We start from the raw sequence: 24,063 nt of genomic DNA, 5'->3' as shown, positions 1-24,063 counted from the left end.
GATCCCATTCTACGAGCGGATTCTGCCCTCAGTCCGAGTCGACGAACCGCACGCCCGGCCCCAGGCCGCCCGGAGATGGTTCCGTGAGCGCTGTGCGCGCCGCATTCGCCGCGACCGCACCGCCGTATCCGCGACGTGCGAGTTGCCCCATCAACCGGCGCAGCGCCGTCTCGAAATCGAGGCGCGACAGCGAACGGGCCTTGCTCCGCGCGAACTCCAGGGCCCGCTCGGCATCGTCATCGGGGAGATCTCCGAGGGCGGTGTCGATCACGTCCCGCGGGATGCCGCGCTGAGCGAGGGCACGAGAGAGCGCCACGCGCCCCTGTCCCTTTCGCTCCACACCGGAGAGCACGAGGTGCTCTGCCAGCAGGGCGTCATCGAGATAGCCGCGTTCGCAGAATCTGTCGATCACGTCCTCGATGTCGGTCGAAGCGAGCTCCTGACGCCGAAGAACCTGCCGGGCTTCGGAGACAGAGAGCGACCGGGCCCGGAGCTTGCGCACCAGAGCCTCTTCTGCCCGCTGGGCGCCGTCATCCGGTTCGACCACCGGATGCTCGGGCGCGGGCGTCCGGTCGACGGGCCCACCTTCCGGTTCGCGGGCCAGTTCACTCGCGCGGACGACCCGGTCACCGAAGAGCGGGGTGATGGGGGCGAGGCGCTCCTCGCCCCCATCACCGTGCATCTGAGTCATCAGGCCGGGCGGCGCTGGGCCAGCTCGTCGGACTCAGCGGGAGCGGCGACAGCTTCGGGTGCCGCAGCCCCGCCGATGCCGAGCTTCTGCTTGATCTGCGTCTCGATCGTCAGCGCGACGTCGGGGTTGTTGATGAGGAAGTTGCGCGCGTTCTCCTTGCCCTGCCCGAGCTGGTCGCCGTCGTAGGTGTACCAGGAACCCGATTTCTTGACGATGCTGTGTTCGACGCCGAAGTCGATCAGGCTGCCCTCGCGGGAGATGCCGACGCCGTAGAGGATGTCGAACTCGGCCTGCTTGAACGGTGGAGCCATCTTGTTCTTGACGACCTTGACGCGAGTACGGTTACCGACCGCATCCGTACCGTCCTTGAGCGTTTCGATGCGTCGGATGTCCATGCGGACCGACGCGTAGAACTTCAGCGCCTTTCCACCGGCGGTCGTCTCGGGAGAACCGAAGAACACACCGATCTTCTCGCGGAGCTGGTTGATGAAGATCATCGTCGTACCGGTCTGGTTGAGGCCACCGGTGAGCTTGCGCAGCGCCTGCGACATGAGGCGGGCCTGGAGTCCGACGTGCGAATCACCCATCTCGCCCTCGATCTCAGCGCGCGGCACGAGGGCGGCGACGGAGTCGATGACGATGAGGTCGATGGCGCCGGAGCGAACGAGCATGTCGGCGATCTCGAGCGCCTGCTCACCGGTGTCGGGCTGCGACACCAGCAGCGCGTCGATGTCGACGCCGAGCTTCTTGGCGTACTCGGGGTCCAGTGCGTGCTCGGCGTCGACGAACGCCGCGATTCCGCCGGCACGCTGTGCGTTGGCGATGGCGTGCAGCGTCAGAGTCGTCTTACCCGACGACTCCGGCCCGTAGATCTCGACGATGCGTCCACGCGGCAGCCCACCGACGCCGAGGGCGACGTCGAGGGCGATGGAGCCCGTCGGGATGACGGCGACGGGGGCGCGCTCGTCGCTGCCCAGTCGCATGACCGAGCCCTTTCCGAACTGACGATCAATCTGCGCGAGAGCTGATTCCAGAGACTTCTCGCGGTCTGCGGTTGTTGGCATGACGTGCTCCTCATGTGTTCGCGTGGTGCCGCCTGTAGGCTGTCGCGGCCGCCCCGGCTGGGGTGGACTCTCCGACAAGGCGTATGGCTTCTCGGCCTGTTTTCACCGTACGAGGAACCTCCGACATCGAGTCGGAATCTCCAGGAACGGTGGACGACAGGCACCTCGAAACCACTTGTGCAGAACGATACGCGCACTTCGAACACATATTCGACGACACGCCGAATGCGCACCCGACGGTGCCGGGTCATGCTCAGCGTCGACGGGGCTCCAGACGCCCGACCCCGTAGCGCCGTTCAGGCGGGACATCGGTCTCGGCGCACAGCGCCTGCCAGATATCGCGCGGGGCGACGCCCGCATCGAGCGCGTCAGTGGCGGTGCGGTTTCCGACCGGTCCGAGCACGAGATCGTTCATCAACGCAACCGAACGCGGCCCGAACTCATCTTCGACCGCGCGAAGGAACTCGCTTCGTCGCATCCGCTCGCTGAATCCGTAGGATCGTCAGTGGAGCGACAGCTCGGGTTCCACCGAGGCGACGAGGTCGTCGGGAACCACATCGGGGAAAACCTGGATCCCCTCGAGGACGGAGATCCGGTCGCCCACTTCGCGCATGATCCGGGAGATCGGCACGTCGAGAGCTTCGGCGACGGAGGCGAGGATCTCGCTAGAGGCTTCTTTCTGACCGCGTTCGACTTCGCTGAGATAACCGAGCGCGACCGAAGCCTTGCTCGCGACCTGCCGAAGCGTGCGGCCCTTCTGCAGGCGGAAGTCCCTCAGCACATCGCCGATTTCCTGTCGTACAAGAATCATCGGAACCTCCTCTCCGTTCTCCGATTCGGAGTCTCCTCCGAACGAATCGCCAGTCTAACGCGACTCCCTGAGGAGAACGCTACCGTTTCACGCTGTGGTTTGGTTGGGAATGACACGGTTGCTGAATGCGACACATCGGTGACAACGCACCCTCGCCCGCCGCTATTCCCCGAGCGCGGCGAGTGCGGCGTTGAGGGCCGCTTCGACGGACTGTGATCGCACCGCGGCACGGTCTCCATCGAAGCGGAAGACGCTCGTGCGCACACCGTCGGGTGTCGCGACGCCGATGTGAACAGTGCCGACCGGGTGCCCGTCGGGAGTGTCCGGCCCGGCGACGCCCGTCGTCGAGATGCCGACGTCGGCGGGCCGTTCGTCGACGCGCACCGCGGTTCGCACGCCAGAGGCCATCTGTGCGGCGACGTCGGCGTGCACAGGGCCGTGCTCGTCGAGCAGCGCCTTATCGACCCCCAGCAGGCTCGCCTTCACCGGCGTGGCGTACGCGACCACAGCGCCGAGCAGGGTCGCCGATGCGCCGGGAACGGCCACGATCTCGGCGGCCAGCGCTCCCCCGGTCAGCGACTCGGCCACGCCGAGCGTCCACCCGCGCGCGGTCAGCGCCGCGACGAGACGGGCGGCCGCGCTCATCACCGGTCAGTCCGCGATCCGCGCACCTGCGAGATCACGTAGTCGATGCCGCTGGCGACGGTGAGCACGAGCGTGGCGTACATGAGCACGATGCCGACGCCGGTCCACCAATCCATGCCGATCACCTGATGCAGCGGCAGCAGCCACCAGCCCAGCGCCACACCCTGGAACGCGGTCTTGAGCTTCCCCATCCATGCGGCGGCGACGATATGGCTGCTGGCCACCGCGAATCGGTGCAGCGTGATCCCCCACTCGCGGATGAGGATGACGATGACGACCCACCATGGCCATTCGCCGAGGATCGCCAGGCCGACGAAGCCGGCGCCGGTGAGGAGCTTGTCGGCGATCGGATCCCACAGCTTGCCGAAATCGCTGACGATGTCGTACCTGCGGGCCAAGTAGCCGTCCACCCAGTCGGTGGAGATCGCGAAGACGAACAGTGCCCCGGCGATCCAGCGGATGCCGAGATGGCCATCGCCGTAGGGGCCGCCCAACAGCAGCAGCACGAAGAACACGACGGCGAGCGGGATGCGGGCGATCGTGATCGCGTTCGGCAGTTGCCGCGGAATCGCCATCAGTCGCGGCCCGTCAGACCCCAGGCGTCTTCGTCGCCCTCGCCGTCGTCTGCAACCGGCATCCCGTCGAACTGCGCCTCGATCGGATCGCGGCCGTAGTCGACCGAGGCCGGAGCGGCGGGTGCCGGTGCCGGTGCCGGTGCCGGTGCCGGTGCCGGTGCCGGTGCCGGTGCCGCGGGAGTGTCCTCCCCGCGGAGCTTCGCCATCACGGCTGGCAACTGTTCGGAGGTGACGAGCACGTCGCGTGCCTTCGATCCCTCGGACGGCCCGACGATCTCACGGGACTCGAGCAGATCCATCAGGCGCCCCGCCTTGGCGAATCCGACGCGGAGCTTGCGCTGCAGCATCGAGGTCGATCCGAACTGCGATGAGACGATGAGCTCGGCGGCCGCCAGCAGCACCTCGAGGTCGTCGCCGATGTCCTCGTCGACTTCCTTCTTCTTCGCCGGATCCATCGCCTCCTGCACATCGGCGCGGTACTCCGGACGCGCCTGTGCGGTGACGTGCTTGACGACCGCGTCGATCTCGCTCTCTTCGACCCACGCGCCCTGCAGCCGGAACGGCTTGGACGTACCCATCGGCGAGAACAGGGCGTCACCCTGACCGATGAGTTTGTCGGCGCCGGGGGCGTCGAGGATGACGCGACTGTCTGTGACGCTCGTCACGGCGAACGCGAGACGAGACGGCACGTTGGCCTTGATCAGACCGGTGACGACGTCGACGGACGGACGCTGCGTCGCCAGCACCAGATGGATGCCGGAGGCGCGGGCGAGCTGCGTGATGCGCACGATCGAGTCCTCGACGTCGCGCGGGGCGACCATCATGAGGTCTGCGAGCTCGTCGACGACGACCAGCAGATACGGGTACGGCTTGAGCACGCGCTCGCTGCCGGCCGGGAGCTCGATCTCACCGGCGCGCACGGCCTTGTTGAAATCGTCGATGTGACGGAAGCCGAACGACGCGAGATCGTCGTACCGCATGTCCATCTCCTTCACCACCCACTGGAGCGCCTCGGCCGCCTTCTTGGGGTTGGTGATGATGGGCGTGATCAGATGCGGCACACCGGAATAGCTGGTGAGCTCGACGCGCTTCGGGTCGATGAGGACCATGCGCACGTCTGCCGGACGGGCCCGCATGAGCAGACTGGTGATCATCGAGTTCACGAAGCTCGACTTACCGGAACCCGTCGAACCCGCCACGAGCAGGTGCGGCATCTTGGCGAGGTTGGCGACCACGATGCTGCCGCCGACGTCCTTGCCGACCCCGATCGTCAGCGGGTGTGTGCTCTTCTGGGCAGCGGTCGAGCGCAGCACGTCACCGAGCGCCACCATCTCTTTGTCTGCGTTGGGGATCTCGATCCCGATCGCGCTCTTGCCCGGGATCGGCGAGAGGATGCGCACGTCGTTGGAGGCCACCGCATAGGAGATGTTGTTGCTCAGCTGGGTGATCTTCTCGACCTTGACGCCGTGGCCGACCTCGACCTCGTACTGCGTCACCGTCGGGCCACGCGAGAAGCCGGTGACCTTCGCATCGACCTTGAACTGTGCGAACACGCCCGAGATCTGCTCGATGACGCGATCCGTGGCATCCGAGCGGGTGACCGGCGGCGGCCCCTCCCGCAGCACCGTGGTGGAGGGCAGCACGTACGGCGCACTCGGTGCCTGCAAGCCTCGCTCCCCCGGGCCGTCGGTGCCGAAGCCGGAGAGCCCCGGCAGCTCGGGCTGCTCACCCGTGCCGTTGGAGTCGTCGAGCAGCGCCGTACTCCCACGCCCGGCGAGGCCAGCCATGACGCCTTCGACATCGGTCAGAACCTCGGTCGCCGCGTCTGACGGATCGGCGACGATGACGGCTTGATCGAAGGCAGTGTTCTCGGTGGAGTTTCCGGAGGGCGTGAGCAGCTCGGTGAGGTCCTGCGAGCCGATCCCCTCGTCAGGATCCTCTTCGCGACCGCTCTTGTTGCGACGCCACCACGGCAGCGAATCGTCCGCAGCATCCGCGGCGGCATCGTCGGCGGTCGCGTCCGGCTCGGGCTTCACGCGCTCGGCGCCGAACATCCAGGCGTACAGGTCTCCCAGGCGCGAGCCGATCTTGTTCGGCGGCGTCTTGGTGATGATGAGCAGGCTGAGCGCTGCGAGCAGTCCCAGCACGATGTAGGCGACGATGTCGGTCAGGTACGTCAGTGGCTGGCCCAGCATCCATCCGAAGAGACCGCCGGCGGTGCTGAGCGCGGGCATGCCCTCACGAGGCTCCGGCTGGCCGCCCGCGACGTGGCAGATGCCCGCGATCGAGACGACGAACAGGCCGAACCCGATCCCGATCCGGCCGTTGTCGTGCACCGACGACGGATGCCGGAACAGCCAGCCGGCGAGGATCAGCAGCAGCACCGGCATGAGGAACGCTGTGCGCCCGATCAGACCGCCGACCGTGAACGCGCTGATGTTCTGCGCGACCTCGTTGCCGATGAAGAACCACTCATCGACCGCGCCGAGGCAGGCGAGGATGACCAGCAGGAACGGGAATCCGTCTCGTCGCTGGTCCTTCTCGAGCGCCTCCGGCCCGAAGGCGCGGAAAAGCCCGCCGACGCCGTGCGCCAGCCCGACCCAGGCGCGCACCGCCAGCGGCGGCCTGTCGAGGTCGTCGATGTACTTCTTCGGCGCCGCCGGAATCTTCTTCGTGGGGGCCGTCTGCGCCTTCGCACGCGAGGACGTCTTCTCGGACGCGCGTGAGGTCTTCGTGGTGCTCCTGGCCATACTCACAGACTACGTTCGGCCAGCGACACCGCCGCGTAATGACGCGGCTTTCGCGCCGATTCAGGCCTCGATGACGAGCGGTACGATCATCGGGCGACGACGCAGCTTCTGGTTGACCCAGCGACCGATCGTACGCCGCACGACCTGCGAGAGCGCGTGCGTGTCGCGGACGCCGTTGCCCGATGCCTCCTTCAGTGCGGCGACGATCTTGGGTACCACGTCGTCGAACACCGAATCGTCCTCGGCGATGCCGCGCGCGTGGATCTCGGGGCCGGTGATGATCCGGCCTGTGGCGGCGTCGACCACGACGATGATCGAGACGAAACCCTCTTCGCCGAGGATGCGGCGGTCCTTGAGGTCGGCGTCGGTGATCTCGCCCACGGTCGACCCGTCGACGTAGACGAATCCGATGTCGTACTGGCCGGCGACGCGCGCCTGACCGTCCTTGAGATCGAGGATCGTGCCGTTCGAGGCGAGGAATGTGTTCTCGGCAGGGATGCCGGTCTCCTGCGCGAGCTTCGCGTTCGCCATGAGGTGGCGGTACTCGCCGTGCACGGGCAGGACGTTCGCGGGCTTCAGGATGTTGTAGCAGTAGATCAGCTCGCCGGCCGCGGCGTGACCGGAGACGTGCACCTTCGCATTGGCCTTGTGCACGACGTTCGCACCGAGTTTGGTGAGCCCGTCGATCACGCGGTACACAGCGTTCTCGTTGCCGGGGATGAGGCTGGACGCGAGGATCACCGTGTCGCCCTCACCGACCTCGATCGCGTGGTCGAGGTTCGCCATACGGCTGAGCACGGCCATCGGCTCGCCCTGAGAACCGGTGGACATGTAGACGATCTTCTCGTCTGGCAGGTCGCGGGCCTTCTTGTAGTCGATCAGCACGTTCTCGGGTACCTTGAGGTACCCGAGATCGGCGGCGATCGTCATGTTGCGCACCATGCTGCGACCGAGCAGGGCAACGCGGCGTCCATTGGCGTGCGCGGCATCCAGCACCTGCTGAACACGGTGCACGTGGCTGGAGAAGCTGGCGACGATCACTCGTCGCGGTGCCTTCGCGATCACCTGATCGAGCACCGGGCCGATCGAGCGCTCCGTCGGCGTGAAGCCGGGCACGTCTGCGTTCGTGGAGTCGACGAGGAAGAGGTCGACGCCTTCCTCGCCGAGGCGCGAGAAGGCACGTAGGTCGGTGATGCGGCCGTCCAGCGGCAGCTGGTCCATCTTGAAGTCGCCCGTGGCGAGCACGAGGCCGGCCGGGGTGCGGATGGCGACGGCCAGAGCGTCGGGGATCGAGTGGTTCACCGCAACGAACTCGAGGTCGAAGGGTCCGACTGTCTCGCGCTGCCCTTCTTTCACCGTGAGCGTGTACGGCTTGATGCGATGCTCCTTGAGCTTCGCTTCGACGAGCGCGAGGGTGAGCCCAGAGCCGATCAGCGGAATGTCGCTCTTCAGGCGCAGCAGATACGGCACGGCACCGATGTGGTCCTCGTGGCCGTGGGTGAGCACGACGCCGACGATGTCGTCGAGGCGGTCTTTGATGGGCTCGAAGTCGGGCAGGATCAGGTCGACGCCGGGCTGGTGGTCCTCGGGGAAGAGCACACCGCAGTCGACGATGAGGATCTTGCCGTCGAACTCGAAAGTGGTCATGTTGCGGCCGACCTCGCCGAGGCCGCCGAGCGGGACGACGCGGAGCGTTCCCTCCGCGAGCTGTTCAGGGGCGGCGATGGGAATGGACATTCATGTCTCCTCAGTCGAGCACGTTCGGTGCCCGTGTTGCTGTGGGCGCGCTCTGCGCCCGTCGTATCAGCGCATGGTGTCAGCGGGTGGTGCCGTGCACCTTCGGCAGCGCACCGCCCGCGGCCGCGTTGCGGTCGGGGCGGAAGTTCGAGAAATCGGCGCCGGACACACCGGCGACCAGGGCGAGTTCGTCTTCGATGAGTGCGGCTTCCCACTCCTCCGGTCCCACGAGGGGCAGGCGGACGCGGGGGCTGGAGATGCGGCCGAGGCCGTGCAAGATGTACTTCACCGAGACGGTGCCCGGCACGTGGGTCATGGTGGCGCGCACGAGCGGCTCGAGGCGCTTGTGCGCGGCCGTCGCTGCGGTGAGGTCGCCGCGGTTCACGGCATCCACCATCGTGCGGTAGGGGGTCGCCGTGATGTTCGCGGTCACGCCGATGAGTCCGGTCGCGCCGATCGCGAGGTGTGGCAGCGCGTTCGAGTCATCGCCGGAGAAGTACATGAGATCGGTCTGGTTCAGCACACGGCTGACCTCACTGAAGTCACCCTTCGCGTCCTTGACCGCCAGGATGTTGGGGTGCTTCGCGAGCCGCAGGATCGTCTCGTATTTGATGGGCACGCCCGTGCGACCGGGGATGTCGTACAGGATCACCGGCAGATCGGTGGCATCGGCGACCATACGGAAGTGGGTGAGGATGCCGGCCTGCGTCGGCTTGTTGTAGTACGGCGTGACGATCATGATGCCGTCGGCGCCGGCCTTCTCACTGGCCTTGTACAGTTCGATGGCGTGGGCGGTCTCATTGGACCCGCCCCCGGTGATGATCTTGGCGCGCCCGGCGGCGACCGACTTGCCGACCTCGACGAGCTTGAGCTTCTCGGGGTCGGTGAGGGTCGAGGTCTCCCCCGTCGTTCCGGTGACGACGATGCCGTCCGCACCGGCGGTGATGACGTCATCGAGGTGCTTCTCGGTGGCGGCCCAGTCGACCTCGCCGTCGGCCGTCATCGGGGTGACGAGCGCAACGAGAACCTGCCCGAAAGGATTGCCCGAGTGCGTCATGCTCCCAGCGTATCGGTTCCGACCCGCGCAGAGCTCCCCCGGATAGGCTCGCGTTCATGACCTGGCAGACCAACGATTCGCGCGTTGTCTACGAGAATCCCTGGATCTCCGTTCGAGAGGATGCCGTGACCGGTCCGGCCGGCGACGGCATCTACGGCGTCATCACCATGCGCCATCCCGCCGTGTTCATCGTCGCGCTGGACGACGACGACAGGGTGTGCCTGGTCACGCTCGACAGATACACGACCGGCCGCTCGACCGAAGTGCCGGCCGGCGGCAGCGACGGTGAAGAACCGCTGGTCGCCGCGCAGCGCGAGCTGCTGGAAGAGACCGGGATGCTGGCCGAGAAGTGGGCGGCGATCGGAACGATGAACGCGCTCAACGGCGTCACGATCGCTCCCGAACACGTCTTCGTCGCCCGCGGCCTCCGTGCGGCCGATGAATCAGGCGACCTTCATCCACAACCCCTACATGACGACGAGGGCATCGAGGACGTCGCCTGGGTCCCGTTCGCGGAGGTGCTCGACATGGTGGCGGACGGCCGTATCCGCGACGGCGAGACCGTGGCCGCGCTGGCGTACGCCGGCATCCATCTCGGTCGATTCCGTTGAACGCCGGCTGTGCTCAGACGCGTCCGCGTCGGGCGGCACGGGCGGTGAGCGACGGCGGCAGCACCCGTGTCAGGGCGACGACGAGCTTGTAGCGCAGTGACGGAACCGACACGGCCTTCCCGCGTGCAGCATCCCGCAGCCCCTCGCGCACGACATCCGGCGCGTTCAGCCAACCGATCGCGGGGATGCCCTCGTGACCGGGAGCCAGCCCCATCCGTTCGTGGAACGTGGTGTGCGTGAAGCCGGGGCACACCGCGGTGACGCTGACGCCGTCCGCCGCGTATTCGGCGTTCGCCCACCGGCTGAAGCCGATCAGCCACTGCTTGCACGCCGAGTACGTCGAGCGCGAGATGAATCCGGCCACGGATGCCACGTTCACGATCCGCCCTCCGCGACCGCGCATGGCCCTCAGCGCCGCGTGCATGAGCCGCATCGGCGCCTCGACGTGGATGCGCAGATGGCGCACCTCGTCGTCGATGTCGTTGTCGGCGAAGTGCAGCGGCAGACCGAACCCGGCGTTGTTGACGAGCAGATCGATCGGATGCTGCGCGTCGACGATCCGTGCCACCACGGTCGCCACGCCGCTGTCGGTGACGAGATCCGCGACGAGCACCTCGACGGCGATGCCGTAGGCATCGCGCAGCGTGTCAGCCAGCGCCTCGAGCGGTTCTTCGAATCGTGCGACGAGCACCAGATCTGCCCCGCGCTCGGCGAGCTGACGGGCGAACTCCTCGCCGAGCCCCGCACTCGCGCCGGTGATCAGAGCGGTGGGCATCAGCGCTCGTACCCGAGGAACCGATAGCGGATGCCGGTGCGCGAGGTCTGCCACCCGCCCTCATCCACCAGACGCCACCCGTCCTTGGACGGGGCGTAGGCATCACCGGCGACCTCGAGGTCGAGCTCGGTGACCTCGAGGCGGTCGGCCTCGCCGATCACCTGCGCGAAGATCTCGGCGCCGCCGATGATCCACACCTGCTCCAGACCGCGAACGGCGGTGGGCAGATCGGGCGCGCGGCGCGCCCCCTCAGCCTCCCAGTCCTGCTTCCGCGTGATGACGATGTTCTCGCGGCCGGGCAGCGGACGGAACCGCTCCGGGAGCGAGTCCCAGGTCTTGCGGCCCATCACCACGGGAGCTGTGAGGGTGATCTCCTTGAAGTGCGCAAGGTCCTCGGGCACGTGCCAGGGCATACCGCCCTCGGCGCCGATGACACCGCCGGCGGCCTCGGCCCAGATCAGGCCGACCCACGTCATACGGCGACCGCCGCGCGGATGGCCGGATGGTGCTGGTAGTCCTCGACGACGAAGTCCGCGAACTCGTAGTCGAAGATCGACTCGGGCGTGCGCGCGAATCGCAGCGTCGGGTAGGGATACGGGTCGCGCGTCAGTTGCTCGCGCACCTGGTCGACGTGGTTGTCGTAGATGTGGCAGTCGCCGCCGGTCCACACGAAGTCACCCGGCTCGAGCCCGGCCTGCTGCGCGATCATCATCGTCAGCAGCGCGTAGCTGGCGATGTTGAACGGCACGCCGAGGAACATGTCGGCGCTGCGCTGATAGAGCTGGCACGACAGCCGGCCGTCGGCGACGTAGAACTGGAACAGCGCGTGACAGGGGGCGAGCGCCATGTCGGGGATATCGGCGGGGTTCCAGGCCGAGACGATCAGCCGCCGCGAATCGGGGGTCGCGGTGATCTGCTCGATGACCTGGGCGAGCTGATCGATGTGTCCGCCATCAGGAGTCGGCCATGACCGCCACTGCACGCCGTAGACCGGGCCGAGGTCGCCGTCGGCGTCAGCCCACTCGTCCCAGATGGTGACGCCGTTGTCCTGCAGCCACGTCACGTTCGAATCTCCCCGCAGGAACCAGAGCAACTCGTACGCGATCGATTTGAAGTGCACGCGCTTCGTCGTGATCAGCGGGAACCCCTGAGACAGGTCGAACCGGAGCTGGCGGCCGAAAACACTGGTCGTCCCGGTGCCGGTTCGGTCATCCTTTCGGGTGCCGTGCTCCAGCACGTCGCGGAGCAGATCTTCGTACGGCGTGGGGACGGCTGCGCTCATGCCTGACACGATACCCGGCCAGCGCCGTGTCGAGGCGGGCATCGCCGTCATCCGTTGTCATATCCGAGCCGCGCGGCGCACCAACGCTCTATCCTTCGAGGATGCCCTTCTCCGCCGCCCTGCTGATCGTCGGCGCCGTCGTTCTGCTCGCGGTCGCGGCCGGAGTCATACTCCGCGCGCAGGACGGTCGGCGGCGTTCGGGAGGAACGGTGCGGGTTCTGGCCGGCGACCTCCCCGGGGGCACGCTGACCCCATCCGTGACGCTCGTGCAGTTCAGCACCGAGCTCTGCGCACGGTGCCCGCAGGTGCGTCGACTTCTGGGCGACATCGCGACGGACCGCGGAATCGGGCACGTCGAGGTCGATCTCACGAACCGCAGAGATCTCGCTTCCCGCTATCAGGTGCTGCAGACCCCGACGACGTTCCTCATCGACGCCGCGGGCGTTGTCCTGTCCCGCTGGGGCGGCGTGCCCGATCGTCGTTCGATCGAGGACGTGATCGTCGCCGTGCCCCACGGATCGATGCCCACGATCCGGAATCAGGAGCAGTCATGACCAGTCCCGCAGGCATCGATCCGCGCGGACCGCGTTTCTCAGCCGCAATCACCTCCGCGCTGCTGCTCGTCGCTTTCGTGCTGAGCCTGGTCGGCCTGTCTGCAGCGCAGTCCGCAACCTTCGGATGGTTCGCATACCAGCCGCTCGCCGATGCCGCCTTCGTGCCGGGCGGAGCCTGGGCGATCACACAGGCGACGATCGTGCAGCGCCTCCTCGACGGCGGCTTTCTGGCTCTGCTTCTGATCGCGCTGCTGTTCCTGTGGGGTGTCGTGTCGCCGCGCACCGCACCGTGGGGCGTCGTCTTCCGGCGGCTCATCCGCCCCAGACTTCCCGCACCCACCGAGCTCGAGGACCCGCGTCCGCCGCGCTTCGCGCAGGGCGTCGGTCTCGCTGTCGTCACGATCGGGCTCGTTCTACATCTGATCGGCGTTCCGCTCGCCCTGCCGATCGCGGCCGGAGCAGCATTCGTTGCCGCATTCCTGAACGCCGCGTTCGCCTTCTGTCTGGGTTGCCAGATGTATCTGCTGCTGCAGCGCGCCGGTGTCGTCGGCACGGGTCCGCGCGCCGCCTGAGGACGACGGTTCCCCGCACGCACCCGGGTCGATAGGCTGGCCGCACACCCCGCCACGACTCTGGAGGAAACATGCCTGTCACCAGCGAAGCCACCACCACCTGGAACGGTTCCCTGATGGAGGGGTCGGGCAATGTCGCCTTCTCCTCGTCGAACCTCGGCACGTTCCCGATCGATTGGAAGTCGCGCAACGAAGGCTCTGACACGACGACCACCCCGGAAGAACTCATCGCCGCGGCCCACTCGTCATGCTTCAGCATGGCGCTCTCCAACGCCCTGGCCGAGAACGGCACTCCCCCGGAGCGCGTCAACACGACCGCATCGGTGACCTTCAAACCGGGCGTCGGGATCACCGGCAGCCACCTGAACGTGAACGCCTCCGTGCCCGGTCTCACGCCGGAGAAGTTCCAGGAGATCGCCGAGGGCGCCAAGACCGGCTGCCCGGTCTCACAGGCGCTGGCCGGCATCGAGATCACTCTCGAGGCGACCCTCGCCTGACCCGCGCGGCGGCCGGGGTCAGGTCCCGGCCTTCGCGAGCCGGATGGCATCGCGGATGCTGGCGCGGGCGTCCTTGCGGCGCCCCGCAGCATCCTGAACCACGCCGAGCCGGTAGCGGGCACGCCAATCATCGGCAGCGGCCTCGGCCTCGGCGGTGTAGCGCTGCACGAGCGGCTCGGCATCTGACTTCGCAAGCCGGCCGCTCGGCGTGAGTTCCGTCTCCGCGGCGGGCATGCCGCCTTCGGCATCCAACCGTGATCCCAGGCGATCGGCCTGAATGCCGAACTGGATCTCACGCACCATCGCCCAGGCTCCGATCAGCGGCAGCACGACGAGCGCGACGCCCATGGCGATCCCGATGGGCTCGCCGCTGGTGAGGTAGAGATACGACCACTGACCGGTGAGGACGAAGTAGAGGACCAGGCAGAGTCCGACGACGATCACGCCGACGCGTGCCATCACGAGCGCGCCTGGATCCCGATGTCGATCATGTTTTCGATGCCCACGACGATGCCTCGGGCGTCGAGGGCGAACGGGACTGCCAGGCGAATGCCGGGCGCATACGCCTGTGCGGAGACCACGGTGTCGTGGGTGATAGTGAGCGACTCGCCCGGGCCGGACAGGATCACTTCCTGCCGGGCGATCACACCGGGGCGCCGGAGCGAGTGCACGGGGACGCTCGCGACCTGCTGGCCGCGGGCGCGCTGATCGGCGTGCGGGGCGCTGACCGGTCCCTGCTCGGATCGGGATGCCGCGATGAGCTCGGCCGTGCGCACCGCCGTGCCGCTGGGCGAATCGATCTTCATGTCGCGGTGCGCCTCGACGATCTCCGCCGAGGAGAAGAACGGTGCGGCAGCGGCAGCCAGCGCCGAGCCCAGCACCGAGCCCAGCGAGAAGTTCGGGACGAACACGGCGCCCGTACCCGCCGCCTCGACGAGGGGACGCATAAGCGCGATCCGCTCTGCGGACCAGCCGGAGGTGCCGACGAGGACGTTGATGCCGCGCTCAACGGCGGCCCGCACGACATCCACGCTCACCTGCGGGGTCGAGGCGTCCACGACGAGGTCGGCGCCGTCGAGCTCGCTCAGCTCACTGGAAGAAGTGAGCGAGCGCACGACCTCGAAGCCGTCCAACTCGTCGATCACCTGCGCGATGATCGTTCCGAGCTTGCCGGAGCCGCCGACGAGTGCCACCTTCTTGGTCATGCGTCCAGTCTATGCACCTGGTCGGCCCGGACTCAGACCGGCATCTGCTCGGGAAGTCCCGTGCGCAGCTCCATCGGCAGGTGAGCCAGATCGTTGTGTGTGAGCAGCGTCCACGGCCTGCCGGGCTTCTGGGCGATCACGGTCAGACCGCAGTTGGCCTGATTCAGCGTCATCCAGCGCCAGTCCGGAGCTCCGAGCACCTCGCGGACGAACCAGGAGACCACGAAGTTGTGCGTGATGAGCACGTCATGCACCTCGCCCTGCTTGCGGATGAGGAATTCATTCATCGCATCAGCCATCTGCGCACGCCCCGCCTCGACATCAGCATCCGTCAGCGCCCCGAAGAACGGTTCGTAGACGGCCGGGGTCTCCTCGGTCATGCCGGTGGGAACGCAGTCGAACAGCAGGGCGGAGGGCACCGGGGTGATCGAGGGCAGCCGTTCAGCGATCGTTCGCGCCGTCTCTGTGGCGCGGATCAGCGGCGAATGCCACACGGCGTCCAGCGGGAGCCCGGAGAGCCGGTCGGCGATCAGCTCGGCCTGGCGCACCCCTCGAGGAGAGAGGGGTCCATCATCGAGACCGTGTTCCGCATCTCGCTGCTCACCGTGTCTGACCAGATAGATGTAATGCGTCACAACCCACTCGCTTCGTCGTCGTCGGCTCTCGCCACAGTGTCATTCCACCCTATCGGGCGGGTGCGACTCAGTTTCCGGCGCGGGTCAGCTCGGCGATGTGAGCCTGAGAGAGCACGACGCCCGCGCCCTGCATGAGCTCGTCGACGTGCTCGATCGCGAAGCTGTTGACGATGGGCGCGACGATGCTGCGCTGCGCGAGCAGCCAGGCGATCGAAACGGCCGCTACGGGCGCGTCGAGCTCGCCAGCGATCTGGTCGAGGGCGCGGAGGATGCGGATGCCGCGACGGTTCAGGTGTCCGCGCAGCTGCTCGCCGCGCACTCCGCGCGAGACGTGCGCCTTGCTGCGATGTCGACCGGAGAGGAACCCGTGCTCCAGAGCGTGCGACGGCGTGACCGCGAGCCCCTGCGCGCCGGCGACGAGCCGGAGATCGCCCTCGAACGCCTCACGGCGCAGGAGATTGTATGGCTCGTCGAGCACCTCCAGGCGCGGGTATCCCGCCGAGGCGAGGATGCGTGCTTCGACCAGCTGCTCCGGTGCGAACCCGAATGCGCCCACCATGCCGACCTTGCCCGCATCGCGCAGCCAGTCGACGGTCGCCAGGGTGTCCTCGACATCCGTGACGCTATCGAGCGTGGCGTCCAGGTACATCACATCGATTCGCTCGACGCCGAGACGGGTGAGGGACGCTTCGACCGCGCGGACGAGGTTCGTCGCACCGAGCCCGGGGTTGTCGGCGTGGGACCCGACGCGTACGCCGAGCACAGTGCGATCGCGGAAACCGCGGGAGCGCAGCCACTGGCCGATGATGTGCTCGCTGCGGCCGCCCGAGAAACCGTCGGCGGTGTGAACGGCGTTACCGCCGAAATCGACGTACCGGTCGAGGATCGCGTGGCTGGTTTCGAGATCGACGTTCCAGCCGAACTCGGCAGCGCCGAGCATCAGAGGGAAGGTCTGGAGCTCGCCGTCTCCGAGCGGAATCCTGATGTTCTCCCCCACCCCGGGCCCGACGACGGGGATCGGAGCGGACGGATGCTCGGCGGCCTCCTGGGCGCGTGCGGCCGGCTCTGCTGCTCCCGTTCCGAACAATCGCATCCTCACCACCCCCGGGTGCGCACCCCCCGGTGCGTACTTCGAGGGTAAGGGAGAACGATCACGTCCCCGTCCATTGCCGCTAACGAGAGAGGAACTTCCCATAACGTTTCGATCACAGTGGGCGCACGAAAGGCCCGGATCCCGCCCCTGAGGGGTGGAATCCGGGCCTTCTTCGTGAGCTTACGCCTCGGCAGTCTCCGCCTCAGCGGACTCCGCGGGCGCCTCAGCGTCGTCGAGCACGGGCTCGAGCGAGAGCTTGCCGCGGTCGTCGATCTTCGTGATCTTCACGAGGATCTTCTGACCGACCGAGAGAACGTCGTCGACGTTCTCGACGCGCTTGCCACCGGCGAGCTTGCGCACCTCGGTGACGTGCAGGAGGCCGTCCTTGCCGGGCAGCAGCGAGATGAAGGCGCCGAAGGACGCGATCTTCACAACGGTGCCCAGGAACTGCTCGCCGACCTCAGGGTTGGTGGGGTTGGCGATCGCGTTCACCTGGGCACGAGCCGCTTCGGCCGAGGGGCCGTCGGTCGCGCCGATGTAGACGGTGCCGTCCTCCTCGATGGAGATCTGCGCGCCGGTCTCGTCCTGGATCGCGTTGATCGTCTTGCCCTTCGGGCCGATCAGTTCGCCGATCTTGTCGACCGGGATGTGCACGCTGATGACGCGCGGCGCGGTGGGCGCCATCTCATCAGGAGCATCGATCGCGGAGTTGAGGACGTTCAGGATGGTCAGACGAGCATCCTTGGCCTGCGTCAGCGCGCCGGAGAGCACATCGGTGGGGATGCCATCGAGCTTCGTGTCGAGCTGGATCGCGGTGATGAACTCACCGGTCCCTGCGACCTTGAAGTCCATGTCGCCGAGAGCGTCTTCCGCGCCGAGGATGTCGGTCAGCGCGGCGTAGCGCGTCTGTCCGTCAACCTCGTCGGTGACCAGACCCATCGCGATTCCGGCGACGGCCGCGCGCAGCGGCACGCCCGCGTTCAGCAGCGACAAGGTCGATGCGCACACCGAGCCCATCGACGTCGATCCGTTCGAGCTCAGGGCCTCGGACACCTGGCGGATCGCGTACGGGAACTCCTCGCGGCTGGGCAGCACCGGCATGAGTGCGCGCTCGGCGAGGAAGCCGTGCCCGATCTCACGACGCTTCGGCGACCCGACGCGGCCGGTCTCACCGGTCGAGTAGGGCGGGAAGTTGTAGTGGTGCATGTAACGCTTCGACGTGGTGGGAGACAGCGAGTCGATCTGCTGCTCCATCTTCAGCATGTTCAGCGTGGTGACGCCCATGATCTGGGTCTCGCCGCGCTGGAAGATGGCCGAACCGTGCACGCGCGGGATGACCTGCACCTCTGCGTCCAGCGGACGGATGTCGGCGAGCCCGCGGCCGTCCATGCGGACGCCCTCGGAGAGGATGCGGCCACGGACGATGCCCTTTGTGACGGACTTGTACGCACCCGACACCTCACCTGCGGCGGAGGCGGGCAGCGTGCCGGCCTCGATCGCGGCGGCGACCTCTGCCTTGACGCGGTCCTTGACCTCGTCGTCGGCGGTCTGACGCTCCTGCTTGTCGGCGATCTGGTAGACCTTCTCGAGGTCGGCCGTGGCGGACGCGGCGACGAAGTCGAAGGTGGCCTGCTCGTACGCCGGGAAGACCGGGTAGACGCCGGGCTCCTTCGACGAGTGCGCGGCCATCTCGGACTGCGCCTCGACGAGCTGCTTCAGGAACGGCTTCGCGGCCTCGAGACCAGCGGCGACCACGTCTTCGCTGGGCTTGACGGCGCCGCCCTTGATGAGGTTCCAGCTGTGCTCGGTGGCTTCGGCCTCGACCATCATGATGGCGACGTCTTCAGAGCCATCGGCCTTCTTGACGACACGACCGGCGACCATGAGGTCGAACACGGCCTCGTCGACCTGAGCCTCGTTCGGGAACGCGACCCACTGGTCAGCGTGCTCGCCCTGACCGGGGATGAGCGCCAGGCGCACACCGGCGATGGGGCCGGAGAACGGCAGACCCGAGATCTGCGTCGACGCGGACGCGGCGTTGATCGCAAGCGCGTCGTAGTACTCACCAGGGGCGATCGACAGCACGGTGATGACGATCTGGACCTCGTTGCGCAGGCCGTCGACGAACGACGGACGCAGCGGACGGTCGATCAGACGGCACACGAGGATCGCCTCGGTCGAGGGGCGTCCCTCACGACGGAAGAACGAGCCGGGGATCTTGCCTGCTGCGTACGAGCGCTCTTCGACGTCGACGGTCAGCGGGAAGAAGTCGAATCCTTCGCGCGGGTGCTTGCCCGCGCTGGTTGCGGAGAGAATCATCGTCTCTCCATCGAGGTAAGCCGCAACCGATCCCTGGGCCTGCTGAGCGAGGCGACCGGTTTCGAAGCGGACAGTGCGGGTGCCGAAGCGGCCGTTATCGAGAACGGCCTCGGCGGCGGTGATTTCAGGACCTTCCAAGAGGTCTCTCCTTCTTTGTTTAGACTCGTCCGTCCGTGTGACGGCCGAGATCATACGTACCCGTGCGCACGCGCGCACGCGGACTGCGCACAGCAATCCAGTTTCAGCCTATCAGCGCAGCGCTGAACATCCCGCGTCAGCGCACTTCGACGCTGCGCATGCTCGAGGATCGTCCGATGTACACGTAGTCGTCGTGCTTGGCCACCCGCCCGTCGCCGGCGACACGACCGCGCATGCGCCGCCACACCCACGGCAGAGCGTGCTCGCGCCACCACACCGCCCTGCTCGTGGCATCGACGTCGTGCAGCACTTGGTCGAGCGCCCCGAGCGTCTCGGCATGAGGCACGCCGAGCAGGTCACCGGCGCAGTAGGCGAGGAAGCGGTGGCCTCGGCTCCCCAGGTGCACGAGGTCCTCGCCCCAGTTCGGGCGCGAGGCGAGCGCGGGGTGCAGGTCGGTATCGAGCAGGATCGCCCCGTGACGCTCGGCGATGGCGGCGAGCTCGCTGGCGAATGCCGCAAAGCGGGCGGTGAACAGACGTGCGGCACGACGCTCCGGCAGGAACGGCGTCACCAGCAGCACGTCGGCACCATCCTCGCGGAGCACCCGCACCGTCTCATCGACGCGGGCGGCCAGCGCCGGCACGTCGGCATGCGATTTCACCAGATCGTTCGCGCCGATGAGGATCGACACGAGATCCGGTCGCAGCTCGCGTGCTCTGGCGAGCTGGTCGCCATGCACGTCGCGGACCCGCCGCGAGCGCACGGCGAGGTTGGCGTAATGGATGCCGCCGCGGGCGGACAGCAGCAGGGCAAGACGATCGGCCCACCCGCGGAGAGCGCCGTCGGGCGCGGGATCGCACAGCCCCTCGGTGAGCGAGTCGCCGAGGGCGACGAAACGCTGCCAGCGCTTCGCGCCGACCGCCTGCGAGGGCTCCGGTCGGCGCACCCGCGCGGCCCGCAGACCCCGATCGACGAGGTGCAGTCCGCGCGCCTCTTCGAAGTGACCGAGCAGCTGATCGCACACGGCCTGCCAGCTGCGCCCCTCGACGGCTGTGCGTCCCGCCACACCGAAGGCGCGGCGCTTGCGCGTATCTCCCGCGAGGTCGGTGACCCGCATGTGCAGGTCGTCGAGGTCCCCCGGCCGGTACAGCCAGCCGTCGATGCCCATGCGGATCAGGTCGAGCGGGCCGCCGCGACCGGTGGCCACGATCGGCACGCCGCTGGCGTGCGCCTCCTGCAGCGTCTGCCCGAACGTCTCACTCTCGCCCGGGTGCACGAAGATGTCGAAGGACGCCATCGCCGTGGCGAGCTCATCGCCATCCAGGTGCCCGAGGAACGCAGCATCCGGCATGAGCGCCTGCAGACGTGCGCGGGACGGTCCGTCGCCGACGATCACCAAGCGGATGCCGGGGGCATCGTGCAGCACTCGCAGATCCTCGACCTGCTTCTCGGCCGCAAGGCGGCCGACGTAGCCGACGATGACCTCGTCGGGCGCTGCGTAGGGCCACTGCTCGTCGCGCGCCCCTGGGTGGAAGCGCTCAGCATCCACGCCCCGCCCCCAGCGCCGGATGCGATCGACACCGAGCCCGGTCAGCTGCTGCTCGGATTCCGACGAGGGGGCCAGGGTGAGCGTGGCGCGGCGATGCAGGCGAAGGATGTGGCTCTGCGCGAAGTTCGTCGTGGCCGCGACCCGGTAGCGCTCCGTGTAGGCGGCGACATCGGTCTGATAGGCGGCGACGGACGGGAGCCCGAGACGGCCAGCAGCGAGAACGCCCCGCCAGCCGAGCGCGAAGGGCGAGGCGAGATGGACGACGTCGGGCCGGAACCGCGACAGCGATTCGGCGACACGATGCGCCGTGGCGGCGCCGACGCGCACGTTGCGGTACCCGGGAAGGGCGATGCTCGCCACCGGTTCGATCGTCGAGCCGTGCATCTCGGACGGAATGCCGACGGCATCCGGGGCGATCACGTGGGCCTCGTGCCCCGTGCGTTCGAGGTGTCGCAGGATCTGCAGCACAGACCCTGTCACACCGTTCATGTGCGGCAGGAAGGATTCGGTCACGATCGCGACTCTCACGATGTCAGGATGCCCGGCGATTCGCCCCTTTCCGCGCCACGACGACCCGAGCTACCGAGAGTTCACCGGTTGCACGACTTTCCTTCACCGGCTGTCCTCGATTCGGTTTCCGTTCACCTCGGAGGCGCAGGGTTATGAGGTGATTCCAGACGTGCTCCTCGACGCCGTCCACGGACCGTGGGCACTGATCGTGATGACGCTGCTCGTGCTCGGAGATGCGTTCTTCGTCATCGTCCCGGGTGAGATCGCCGTCACCGCGCTCGGCGCGCTGTCGATATCGTCCGGCGCGCCGCCGCTATGGGCGGTGATCGCCTGCGCCGCCGTGGCCGCAGCAGGCGGAGACATGCTCTGCTACGGGCTCGGACGATGGGCCGGCGTCGAGCGCTGGCGTTGGATGCAGGCTCCGCGGGTGCAGCGCGCCAGAGAATGGGCACGGGCTCGGCTGGAGTCGGGCACCGCGGTGGTGCTGTTCACGGCACGATTCATTCCGTTCGCACGTCTGGCCGTCAACCTCGTGGCCGGGGCGACGCGCATCCCCATCCCCCGGTACGCCGGCCTGGTCGCCCTGGCAGCATTCGGCTGGGCGACATACCAGGCCGCGGTGGGAGCCGTCTTCGCGGCGATCCTCCCGGGCGGTCCCGTGGTCGCGATCGTGGTTTCCGTGCTGGTCGCCATCGCGGTCGGAGCCCTGATCGACCTGGTGATCCGCCGTCGGGCGCGCCGCCGATCGACCTACCCGTCACCGGTCGAGCCGGACTAGGCTGAGTGCATGAGCACCGAAGAAGGCGCCGACACTCCATCTGAGGAGATGAAGCGCAAGTTCAAAGAAGCGCTCGAGAAGAAGAACGCTCACCATCGCGACGGAGAGTCGCACCTGGATGGCGAATCCGCCGTCCAGTCGGTGAACGCACCGCAGACGCGGCGCGAGTTCCGACGCAAGAGCGGTTGACCATCGAGAAGGCGCCGGACCGTACAAGTCCGGCGCCTTCCTCATGCCACGGGGTCACCGAGGCCCGCATCACTCGCCCGCGAGTCCGCCCAGCAGGTGCCCGAACGATCGCCCCTCGCCGAGGTAGGTGGCCGGGTCGAATGGGTCGTTCGTGGTGACGGCATCCTTACGGGCGACAGCCTCGGCCAGCTCTCGCGCACCCTTCTCGATGCGCGCGCTCAGGGGTGCGACGTCGTCTCCCCCGCCGCCCCAATCGCTGGATGCCGCGAACACGCCCGTCGAGACCGCCTCGGCGTGCAGGTATGCGAACAGCGGCCGGATCGCGTAGTCGATCGCGAGCGAGTGCCGTGGCGTGCCGGCGTTCGCACCGATCAGCACGGGCTTTCCGGTGAGAGCATCCGGGTCGAGCACGTCGATGAACGACTTGAACAGCCCGGAGTAGCTCGTGGAGAAGATCGGCGTCACCGCGATCAGCGCATCGGCCGAGTACACCGAGTTGATCGCCGACTCCAGCGCCGCCGGCGCGAAGCCGGTGAGCAGGTTATCGGTGATGGCGTGCGCGAGGTCGCGCAGTTCGATCACGTCGACGGTGGCTTCGATGTCGCGCTCGGCGAGCTGCTTCACGGTCTCCGCGGCGAGCCTGTCCGCCAGCATCCGCGTCGATGACGGGTTCGAGAGTCCGGCCGAGATGACGGCGACACGGCGCTCTGCCATAATCAGACTCCCTTCCGGCCGAGGCCGAATGCGGCACCCGCGGGTTCGGGGGTGTCCTGGTACGGGGATCCTGCGGTGAGGTTGTCGCCGCGGTTGATGCCGGGGCGTGCCTCGCGAGCCGGCCCGTCGCCGTAGACCGCCCTGACGCGGGCGGCATGGGTGGGAGCATCCGGAACGCTCGCGGGACGGTTCTTCGCCAGCTCTCTGCGCAGAACGGGCACCACTTCGCCGCCGAGGATGTCGAGCTGCTCCAGCACGATCTTCAGCGGGAGACCTGCGTGATCGATGAGGAACAACTGGCGCTGGTAATCGCCGAACGTGTCGCGCATCGCGGCGTAGCGGTCGATGACCTGCTGCGGCGAACCGACCGTCAACGGGGTCATCTCGGTGAAGTCCTCCATGCTGGGGCCGTGACCGTAGACGGGCGCGTTGTCGAAGTACGGCCGGAACTCGTTCACGGCATCCTGCGAATTGGCACGCATGAACACCTGCCCGCCGATACCGACAATGGCTTGCTCGGGCGTGCCGTGGCCGTAGTGCGCGAAACGCTGACGGTACAGCTCGATCAGGCGCTGGTAGTGCTCCTTGGGCCAGAAGATGTTGTTCGCGAAGAAGCCGTCGCCGTAGTACGCGGCCTGCTCGGCGATCTCCGGAGTGCGGATCGAGCCGTGCCACACGAACGGAGCCACGCCGTCGAGCGGACGCGGGGTGGAGGTGAAGCCCTGCAGCGGCGTGCGGAACTTGCCCTCCCAGTCGACGACATCCTCATCCCAGAGCTTGCGCAGCAGCGCATAGTGCTCGATGGCAAGCGGCAGACCCTGGCGAATGTCCTGACCGAACCACGGGTAGACGGGGCCGGTGTTGCCGCGGCCGAGCATGAGGTCGGTGCGGCCGTCGGAGATGTGCTGCAGCATCGCGAAGTCCTCGGCGATCTTCACCGGGTCGTTCGTGGTGATCAGCGTCGTCGAGGTCGACAGGATGATGCGCTCGGTCTGCGCGGCGATCGCGGCGATGGTCGTGGTCGGCGACGACGACCAGAACGGCGGGTTGTGGTGCTCGCCGACCGCGTAGACGTCGAGACCGACCTCTTCAGCGTGCTTGGCGATCGTGAGAGCGTCCTTGATCTTCTGGCGCTCGCTGGGGGTCTCCCCCGTGACCGGGTTCTGGGTGACGTCACTGACGGTGAAAAGTCCGAACTGGATGCCTGAAGTCTGGGCCTGGTCGCTCATGATGTGATGCTCCGGGTTCTCGGGGCGGATGCGGTGACATCCGTGTCTCTATGCAACTGAATGTATCTGTTGCAACGCAACCC

Annotated in this window: 26 protein-coding genes; 6 read left to right on the top strand and 20 right to left on the bottom strand. The window is 67.5% G+C overall.

All coding sequences use genetic code 11. The features are described from left to right. Window positions 1-28: 28 nt before the first annotated feature. From ACTICP_RS03755 to dapA, 9 genes are all read right to left on the bottom strand, one after another. Entirely contained in the window at window positions 29-691 is a 663-nt protein-coding gene (locus tag ACTICP_RS03755) for a regulatory protein RecX (RefSeq protein WP_441889644.1), read from the bottom strand. After that, window positions 691-1,755, bottom strand: coding sequence for a recombinase RecA (recA, locus tag ACTICP_RS03750; RefSeq protein ID WP_441889642.1), 1,065 nt, complete (start codon window positions 1,753-1,755; stop codon window positions 691-693). The genes ACTICP_RS03755 and recA overlap by 1 nt, the downstream gene beginning before the upstream one ends. 253 nt (window positions 1,756-2,008) lie before the next feature. Beyond that, window positions 2,009-2,233, bottom strand: a complete 225-nt coding sequence (locus ACTICP_RS03745) for a DUF3046 domain-containing protein (protein ID WP_441889640.1) — start codon at window positions 2,231-2,233, stop codon at window positions 2,009-2,011. A gap of 24 nt (window positions 2,234-2,257) precedes the next feature. Next, entirely contained in the window at window positions 2,258-2,566 is a 309-nt protein-coding gene (locus ACTICP_RS03740; RefSeq protein WP_175986089.1) for a helix-turn-helix domain-containing protein, read from the bottom strand. 162 nt (window positions 2,567-2,728) lie between these two features. Then, complete coding sequence (locus tag ACTICP_RS03735) at window positions 2,729-3,211, bottom strand: CinA family protein (RefSeq protein WP_441889638.1); 483 nt, start codon at window positions 3,209-3,211, stop codon at window positions 2,729-2,731. After that, entirely contained in the window at window positions 3,211-3,786 is a 576-nt protein-coding gene (gene pgsA / locus ACTICP_RS03730; protein ID WP_441889636.1) for a CDP-diacylglycerol--glycerol-3-phosphate 3-phosphatidyltransferase, read from the bottom strand. The genes ACTICP_RS03735 and pgsA overlap by 1 nt, the downstream gene beginning before the upstream one ends. After that, window positions 3,786-6,536, bottom strand: coding sequence for a DNA translocase FtsK (locus ACTICP_RS03725; RefSeq protein ID WP_441889634.1), 2,751 nt, complete (start codon window positions 6,534-6,536; stop codon window positions 3,786-3,788). The genes pgsA and ACTICP_RS03725 overlap by 1 nt, the downstream gene beginning before the upstream one ends. A 60-nt stretch (window positions 6,537-6,596) precedes the next feature. After that, on the bottom strand, window positions 6,597-8,273 hold the full coding sequence (locus ACTICP_RS03720; RefSeq protein ID WP_441889632.1) for a ribonuclease J: 1,677 nt from the start codon (window positions 8,271-8,273) through the stop codon (window positions 6,597-6,599). 79 nt (window positions 8,274-8,352) lie between these two features. Continuing rightward, the gene (dapA, locus tag ACTICP_RS03715) at window positions 8,353-9,330 is read right to left on the bottom strand and encodes a 4-hydroxy-tetrahydrodipicolinate synthase (RefSeq protein ID WP_441889630.1); all 978 of its coding nucleotides are present in this window, start codon (window positions 9,328-9,330) and stop codon (window positions 8,353-8,355) included. Window positions 9,331-9,386: 56 nt separating this feature from the next. Between dapA and ACTICP_RS03710 the strand changes: the two genes are divergently transcribed. Then, window positions 9,387-9,941, top strand: coding sequence for an NUDIX domain-containing protein (locus tag ACTICP_RS03710; protein WP_441889628.1), 555 nt, complete (start codon window positions 9,387-9,389; stop codon window positions 9,939-9,941). A 13-nt stretch (window positions 9,942-9,954) separates the two neighbouring features. On the opposite strand, the gene ACTICP_RS03705 is transcribed toward ACTICP_RS03710, so the two are convergent. The 3 genes from ACTICP_RS03705 to ACTICP_RS03695 are packed head-to-tail and all read right to left on the bottom strand — an operon-like array spanning window position 9,955 to window position 11,998. Beyond that, window positions 9,955-10,716: an SDR family NAD(P)-dependent oxidoreductase gene (locus ACTICP_RS03705; protein ID WP_441889626.1), complete on the bottom strand. Its 762-nt coding sequence runs from the start codon at window positions 10,714-10,716 to the stop codon at window positions 9,955-9,957. After that, window positions 10,716-11,192 carry a dihydrofolate reductase gene (locus ACTICP_RS03700; RefSeq protein ID WP_441889624.1) on the bottom strand — a complete coding sequence of 159 codons (477 nt, stop codon included), beginning with the start codon at window positions 11,190-11,192 and terminating at the stop codon, window positions 10,716-10,718. Before ACTICP_RS03700 ends, ACTICP_RS03705 begins: the two co-directional genes overlap by 1 nt. After that, window positions 11,189-11,998, bottom strand: a complete 810-nt coding sequence (locus ACTICP_RS03695) for a thymidylate synthase (RefSeq protein ID WP_441889622.1) — start codon at window positions 11,996-11,998, stop codon at window positions 11,189-11,191. Before ACTICP_RS03695 ends, ACTICP_RS03700 begins: the two co-directional genes overlap by 4 nt. 101 nt (window positions 11,999-12,099) lie before the next feature. Here ACTICP_RS03695 and ACTICP_RS03690 point away from each other — a divergent pair, with 101 nt between their 5' ends. The 3 genes from ACTICP_RS03690 (at window position 12,100) to ACTICP_RS03680 (ending at window position 13,621) form a co-directional block, all read left to right on the top strand. Continuing rightward, window positions 12,100-12,552: a TlpA family protein disulfide reductase gene (locus ACTICP_RS03690; RefSeq protein ID WP_441889620.1), complete on the top strand. Its 453-nt coding sequence runs from the start codon at window positions 12,100-12,102 to the stop codon at window positions 12,550-12,552. Beyond that, window positions 12,549-13,124, top strand: a complete 576-nt coding sequence (locus tag ACTICP_RS03685) for a DUF4395 domain-containing protein (protein ID WP_441889618.1) — start codon at window positions 12,549-12,551, stop codon at window positions 13,122-13,124. The genes ACTICP_RS03690 and ACTICP_RS03685 overlap by 4 nt, the downstream gene beginning before the upstream one ends. A 71-nt stretch (window positions 13,125-13,195) precedes the next feature. Further along, window positions 13,196-13,621: an OsmC family peroxiredoxin gene (locus ACTICP_RS03680; RefSeq protein WP_441889616.1), complete on the top strand. Its 426-nt coding sequence runs from the start codon at window positions 13,196-13,198 to the stop codon at window positions 13,619-13,621. 18 nt (window positions 13,622-13,639) lie between these two features. Here ACTICP_RS03680 and ACTICP_RS03675 read toward each other — a convergent pair whose 3' ends face one another. The 6 genes from ACTICP_RS03675 to ACTICP_RS03650 all read right to left on the bottom strand — a co-directional run bounded on the left by ACTICP_RS03675 (window position 13,640) and on the right by ACTICP_RS03650 (window position 21,073). After that, entirely contained in the window at window positions 13,640-14,080 is a 441-nt protein-coding gene (locus ACTICP_RS03675) for a hypothetical protein (RefSeq protein ID WP_441889614.1), read from the bottom strand. Beyond that, on the bottom strand, window positions 14,080-14,826 hold the full coding sequence (gene dapB, locus ACTICP_RS03670; RefSeq protein WP_441889612.1) for a 4-hydroxy-tetrahydrodipicolinate reductase: 747 nt from the start codon (window positions 14,824-14,826) through the stop codon (window positions 14,080-14,082). The genes ACTICP_RS03675 and dapB overlap by 1 nt, the downstream gene beginning before the upstream one ends. A gap of 32 nt (window positions 14,827-14,858) precedes the next feature. Next, window positions 14,859-15,461 carry a histidine phosphatase family protein gene (locus ACTICP_RS03665; protein ID WP_441889610.1) on the bottom strand — a complete coding sequence of 201 codons (603 nt, stop codon included), beginning with the start codon at window positions 15,459-15,461 and terminating at the stop codon, window positions 14,859-14,861. A 67-nt stretch (window positions 15,462-15,528) separates the two neighbouring features. Then, on the bottom strand, window positions 15,529-16,554 hold the full coding sequence (locus ACTICP_RS03660) for an aldo/keto reductase (RefSeq protein ID WP_441889608.1): 1,026 nt from the start codon (window positions 16,552-16,554) through the stop codon (window positions 15,529-15,531). A gap of 180 nt (window positions 16,555-16,734) precedes the next feature. Next, entirely contained in the window at window positions 16,735-19,011 is a 2,277-nt protein-coding gene (locus ACTICP_RS03655) for a polyribonucleotide nucleotidyltransferase (RefSeq protein ID WP_441889606.1), read from the bottom strand. Between the two features lie 136 nt (window positions 19,012-19,147). Beyond that, on the bottom strand, window positions 19,148-21,073 hold the full coding sequence (locus tag ACTICP_RS03650) for a GDSL-type esterase/lipase family protein (RefSeq protein WP_441889604.1): 1,926 nt from the start codon (window positions 21,071-21,073) through the stop codon (window positions 19,148-19,150). A 154-nt stretch (window positions 21,074-21,227) separates the two neighbouring features. On the opposite strand from ACTICP_RS03650, the gene ACTICP_RS03645 reads away from it, so the two are divergent. Beyond that, window positions 21,228-21,848 (top strand): DedA family protein, encoded by a 621-nt coding sequence (locus ACTICP_RS03645; RefSeq protein WP_441889602.1) that lies wholly within the window; start codon window positions 21,228-21,230, stop codon window positions 21,846-21,848. 9 nt (window positions 21,849-21,857) lie between these two features. Next, a complete protein-coding gene (locus ACTICP_RS03640) occupies window positions 21,858-22,037 on the top strand; it encodes a DUF5302 domain-containing protein (protein WP_441889600.1) in 180 nt (59 codons plus the stop codon). A 69-nt stretch (window positions 22,038-22,106) separates the two neighbouring features. Here ACTICP_RS03640 and ACTICP_RS03635 read toward each other — a convergent pair whose 3' ends face one another. Both ACTICP_RS03635 and ACTICP_RS03630 read right to left on the bottom strand, forming a co-directional pair. Beyond that, window positions 22,107-22,751, bottom strand: a complete 645-nt coding sequence (locus tag ACTICP_RS03635; RefSeq protein ID WP_441889598.1) for an FMN reductase — start codon at window positions 22,749-22,751, stop codon at window positions 22,107-22,109. 2 nt (window positions 22,752-22,753) lie between these two features. Then, entirely contained in the window at window positions 22,754-23,980 is a 1,227-nt protein-coding gene (locus ACTICP_RS03630) for an LLM class flavin-dependent oxidoreductase (RefSeq protein WP_441889596.1), read from the bottom strand. Between the last annotated feature and the right edge of the window lie 83 nt (window positions 23,981-24,063).

Source organism: Microbacterium sp., from assembly GCF_052102115.1.
Lineage (GTDB): Bacteria > Actinomycetota > Actinomycetes > Actinomycetales > Microbacteriaceae > Microbacterium.
The sequence above is the reverse complement of the archived record's forward strand: the minus strand, read 5'-3'. Positions and strand labels throughout refer to the sequence as shown.

Coding starts and splice junctions, on each gene's coding strand:
- ACTICP_RS03755 (WP_441889644.1), bottom strand. CDS start 691: ATGACTCAGATGCACGGTGATGGGGGCGAGGAGCGCCTCGCCCCCATC.
- recA (WP_441889642.1), bottom strand. CDS start 1,755: ATGCCAACAACCGCAGACCGCGAGAAGTCTCTGGAATCAGCTCTCGCG.
- ACTICP_RS03745 (WP_441889640.1), bottom strand. CDS start 2,233: ATGCGACGAAGCGAGTTCCTTCGCGCGGTCGAAGATGAGTTCGGGCCG.
- ACTICP_RS03740 (WP_175986089.1), bottom strand. CDS start 2,566: ATGATTCTTGTACGACAGGAAATCGGCGATGTGCTGAGGGACTTCCGC.
- ACTICP_RS03735 (WP_441889638.1), bottom strand. CDS start 3,211: ATGAGCGCGGCCGCCCGTCTCGTCGCGGCGCTGACCGCGCGCGGGTGG.
- pgsA (WP_441889636.1), bottom strand. CDS start 3,786: ATGGCGATTCCGCGGCAACTGCCGAACGCGATCACGATCGCCCGCATC.
- ACTICP_RS03725 (WP_441889634.1), bottom strand. CDS start 6,536: ATGGCCAGGAGCACCACGAAGACCTCACGCGCGTCCGAGAAGACGTCC.
- ACTICP_RS03720 (WP_441889632.1), bottom strand. CDS start 8,273: ATGTCCATTCCCATCGCCGCCCCTGAACAGCTCGCGGAGGGAACGCTC.
- dapA (WP_441889630.1), bottom strand. CDS start 9,330: ATGACGCACTCGGGCAATCCTTTCGGGCAGGTTCTCGTTGCGCTCGTC.
- ACTICP_RS03710 (WP_441889628.1), top strand. CDS start 9,387: ATGACCTGGCAGACCAACGATTCGCGCGTTGTCTACGAGAATCCCTGG.
- ACTICP_RS03705 (WP_441889626.1), bottom strand. CDS start 10,716: ATGCCCACCGCTCTGATCACCGGCGCGAGTGCGGGGCTCGGCGAGGAG.
- ACTICP_RS03700 (WP_441889624.1), bottom strand. CDS start 11,192: ATGACGTGGGTCGGCCTGATCTGGGCCGAGGCCGCCGGCGGTGTCATC.
- ACTICP_RS03695 (WP_441889622.1), bottom strand. CDS start 11,998: ATGAGCGCAGCCGTCCCCACGCCGTACGAAGATCTGCTCCGCGACGTG.
- ACTICP_RS03690 (WP_441889620.1), top strand. CDS start 12,100: ATGCCCTTCTCCGCCGCCCTGCTGATCGTCGGCGCCGTCGTTCTGCTC.
- ACTICP_RS03685 (WP_441889618.1), top strand. CDS start 12,549: ATGACCAGTCCCGCAGGCATCGATCCGCGCGGACCGCGTTTCTCAGCC.
- ACTICP_RS03680 (WP_441889616.1), top strand. CDS start 13,196: ATGCCTGTCACCAGCGAAGCCACCACCACCTGGAACGGTTCCCTGATG.
- ACTICP_RS03675 (WP_441889614.1), bottom strand. CDS start 14,080: ATGGCACGCGTCGGCGTGATCGTCGTCGGACTCTGCCTGGTCCTCTAC.
- dapB (WP_441889612.1), bottom strand. CDS start 14,826: ATGACCAAGAAGGTGGCACTCGTCGGCGGCTCCGGCAAGCTCGGAACG.
- ACTICP_RS03660 (WP_441889608.1), bottom strand. CDS start 16,554: ATGCGATTGTTCGGAACGGGAGCAGCAGAGCCGGCCGCACGCGCCCAG.
- ACTICP_RS03640 (WP_441889600.1), top strand. CDS start 21,858: ATGAGCACCGAAGAAGGCGCCGACACTCCATCTGAGGAGATGAAGCGC.
- ACTICP_RS03635 (WP_441889598.1), bottom strand. CDS start 22,751: ATGGCAGAGCGCCGTGTCGCCGTCATCTCGGCCGGACTCTCGAACCCG.
- ACTICP_RS03630 (WP_441889596.1), bottom strand. CDS start 23,980: ATGAGCGACCAGGCCCAGACTTCAGGCATCCAGTTCGGACTTTTCACC.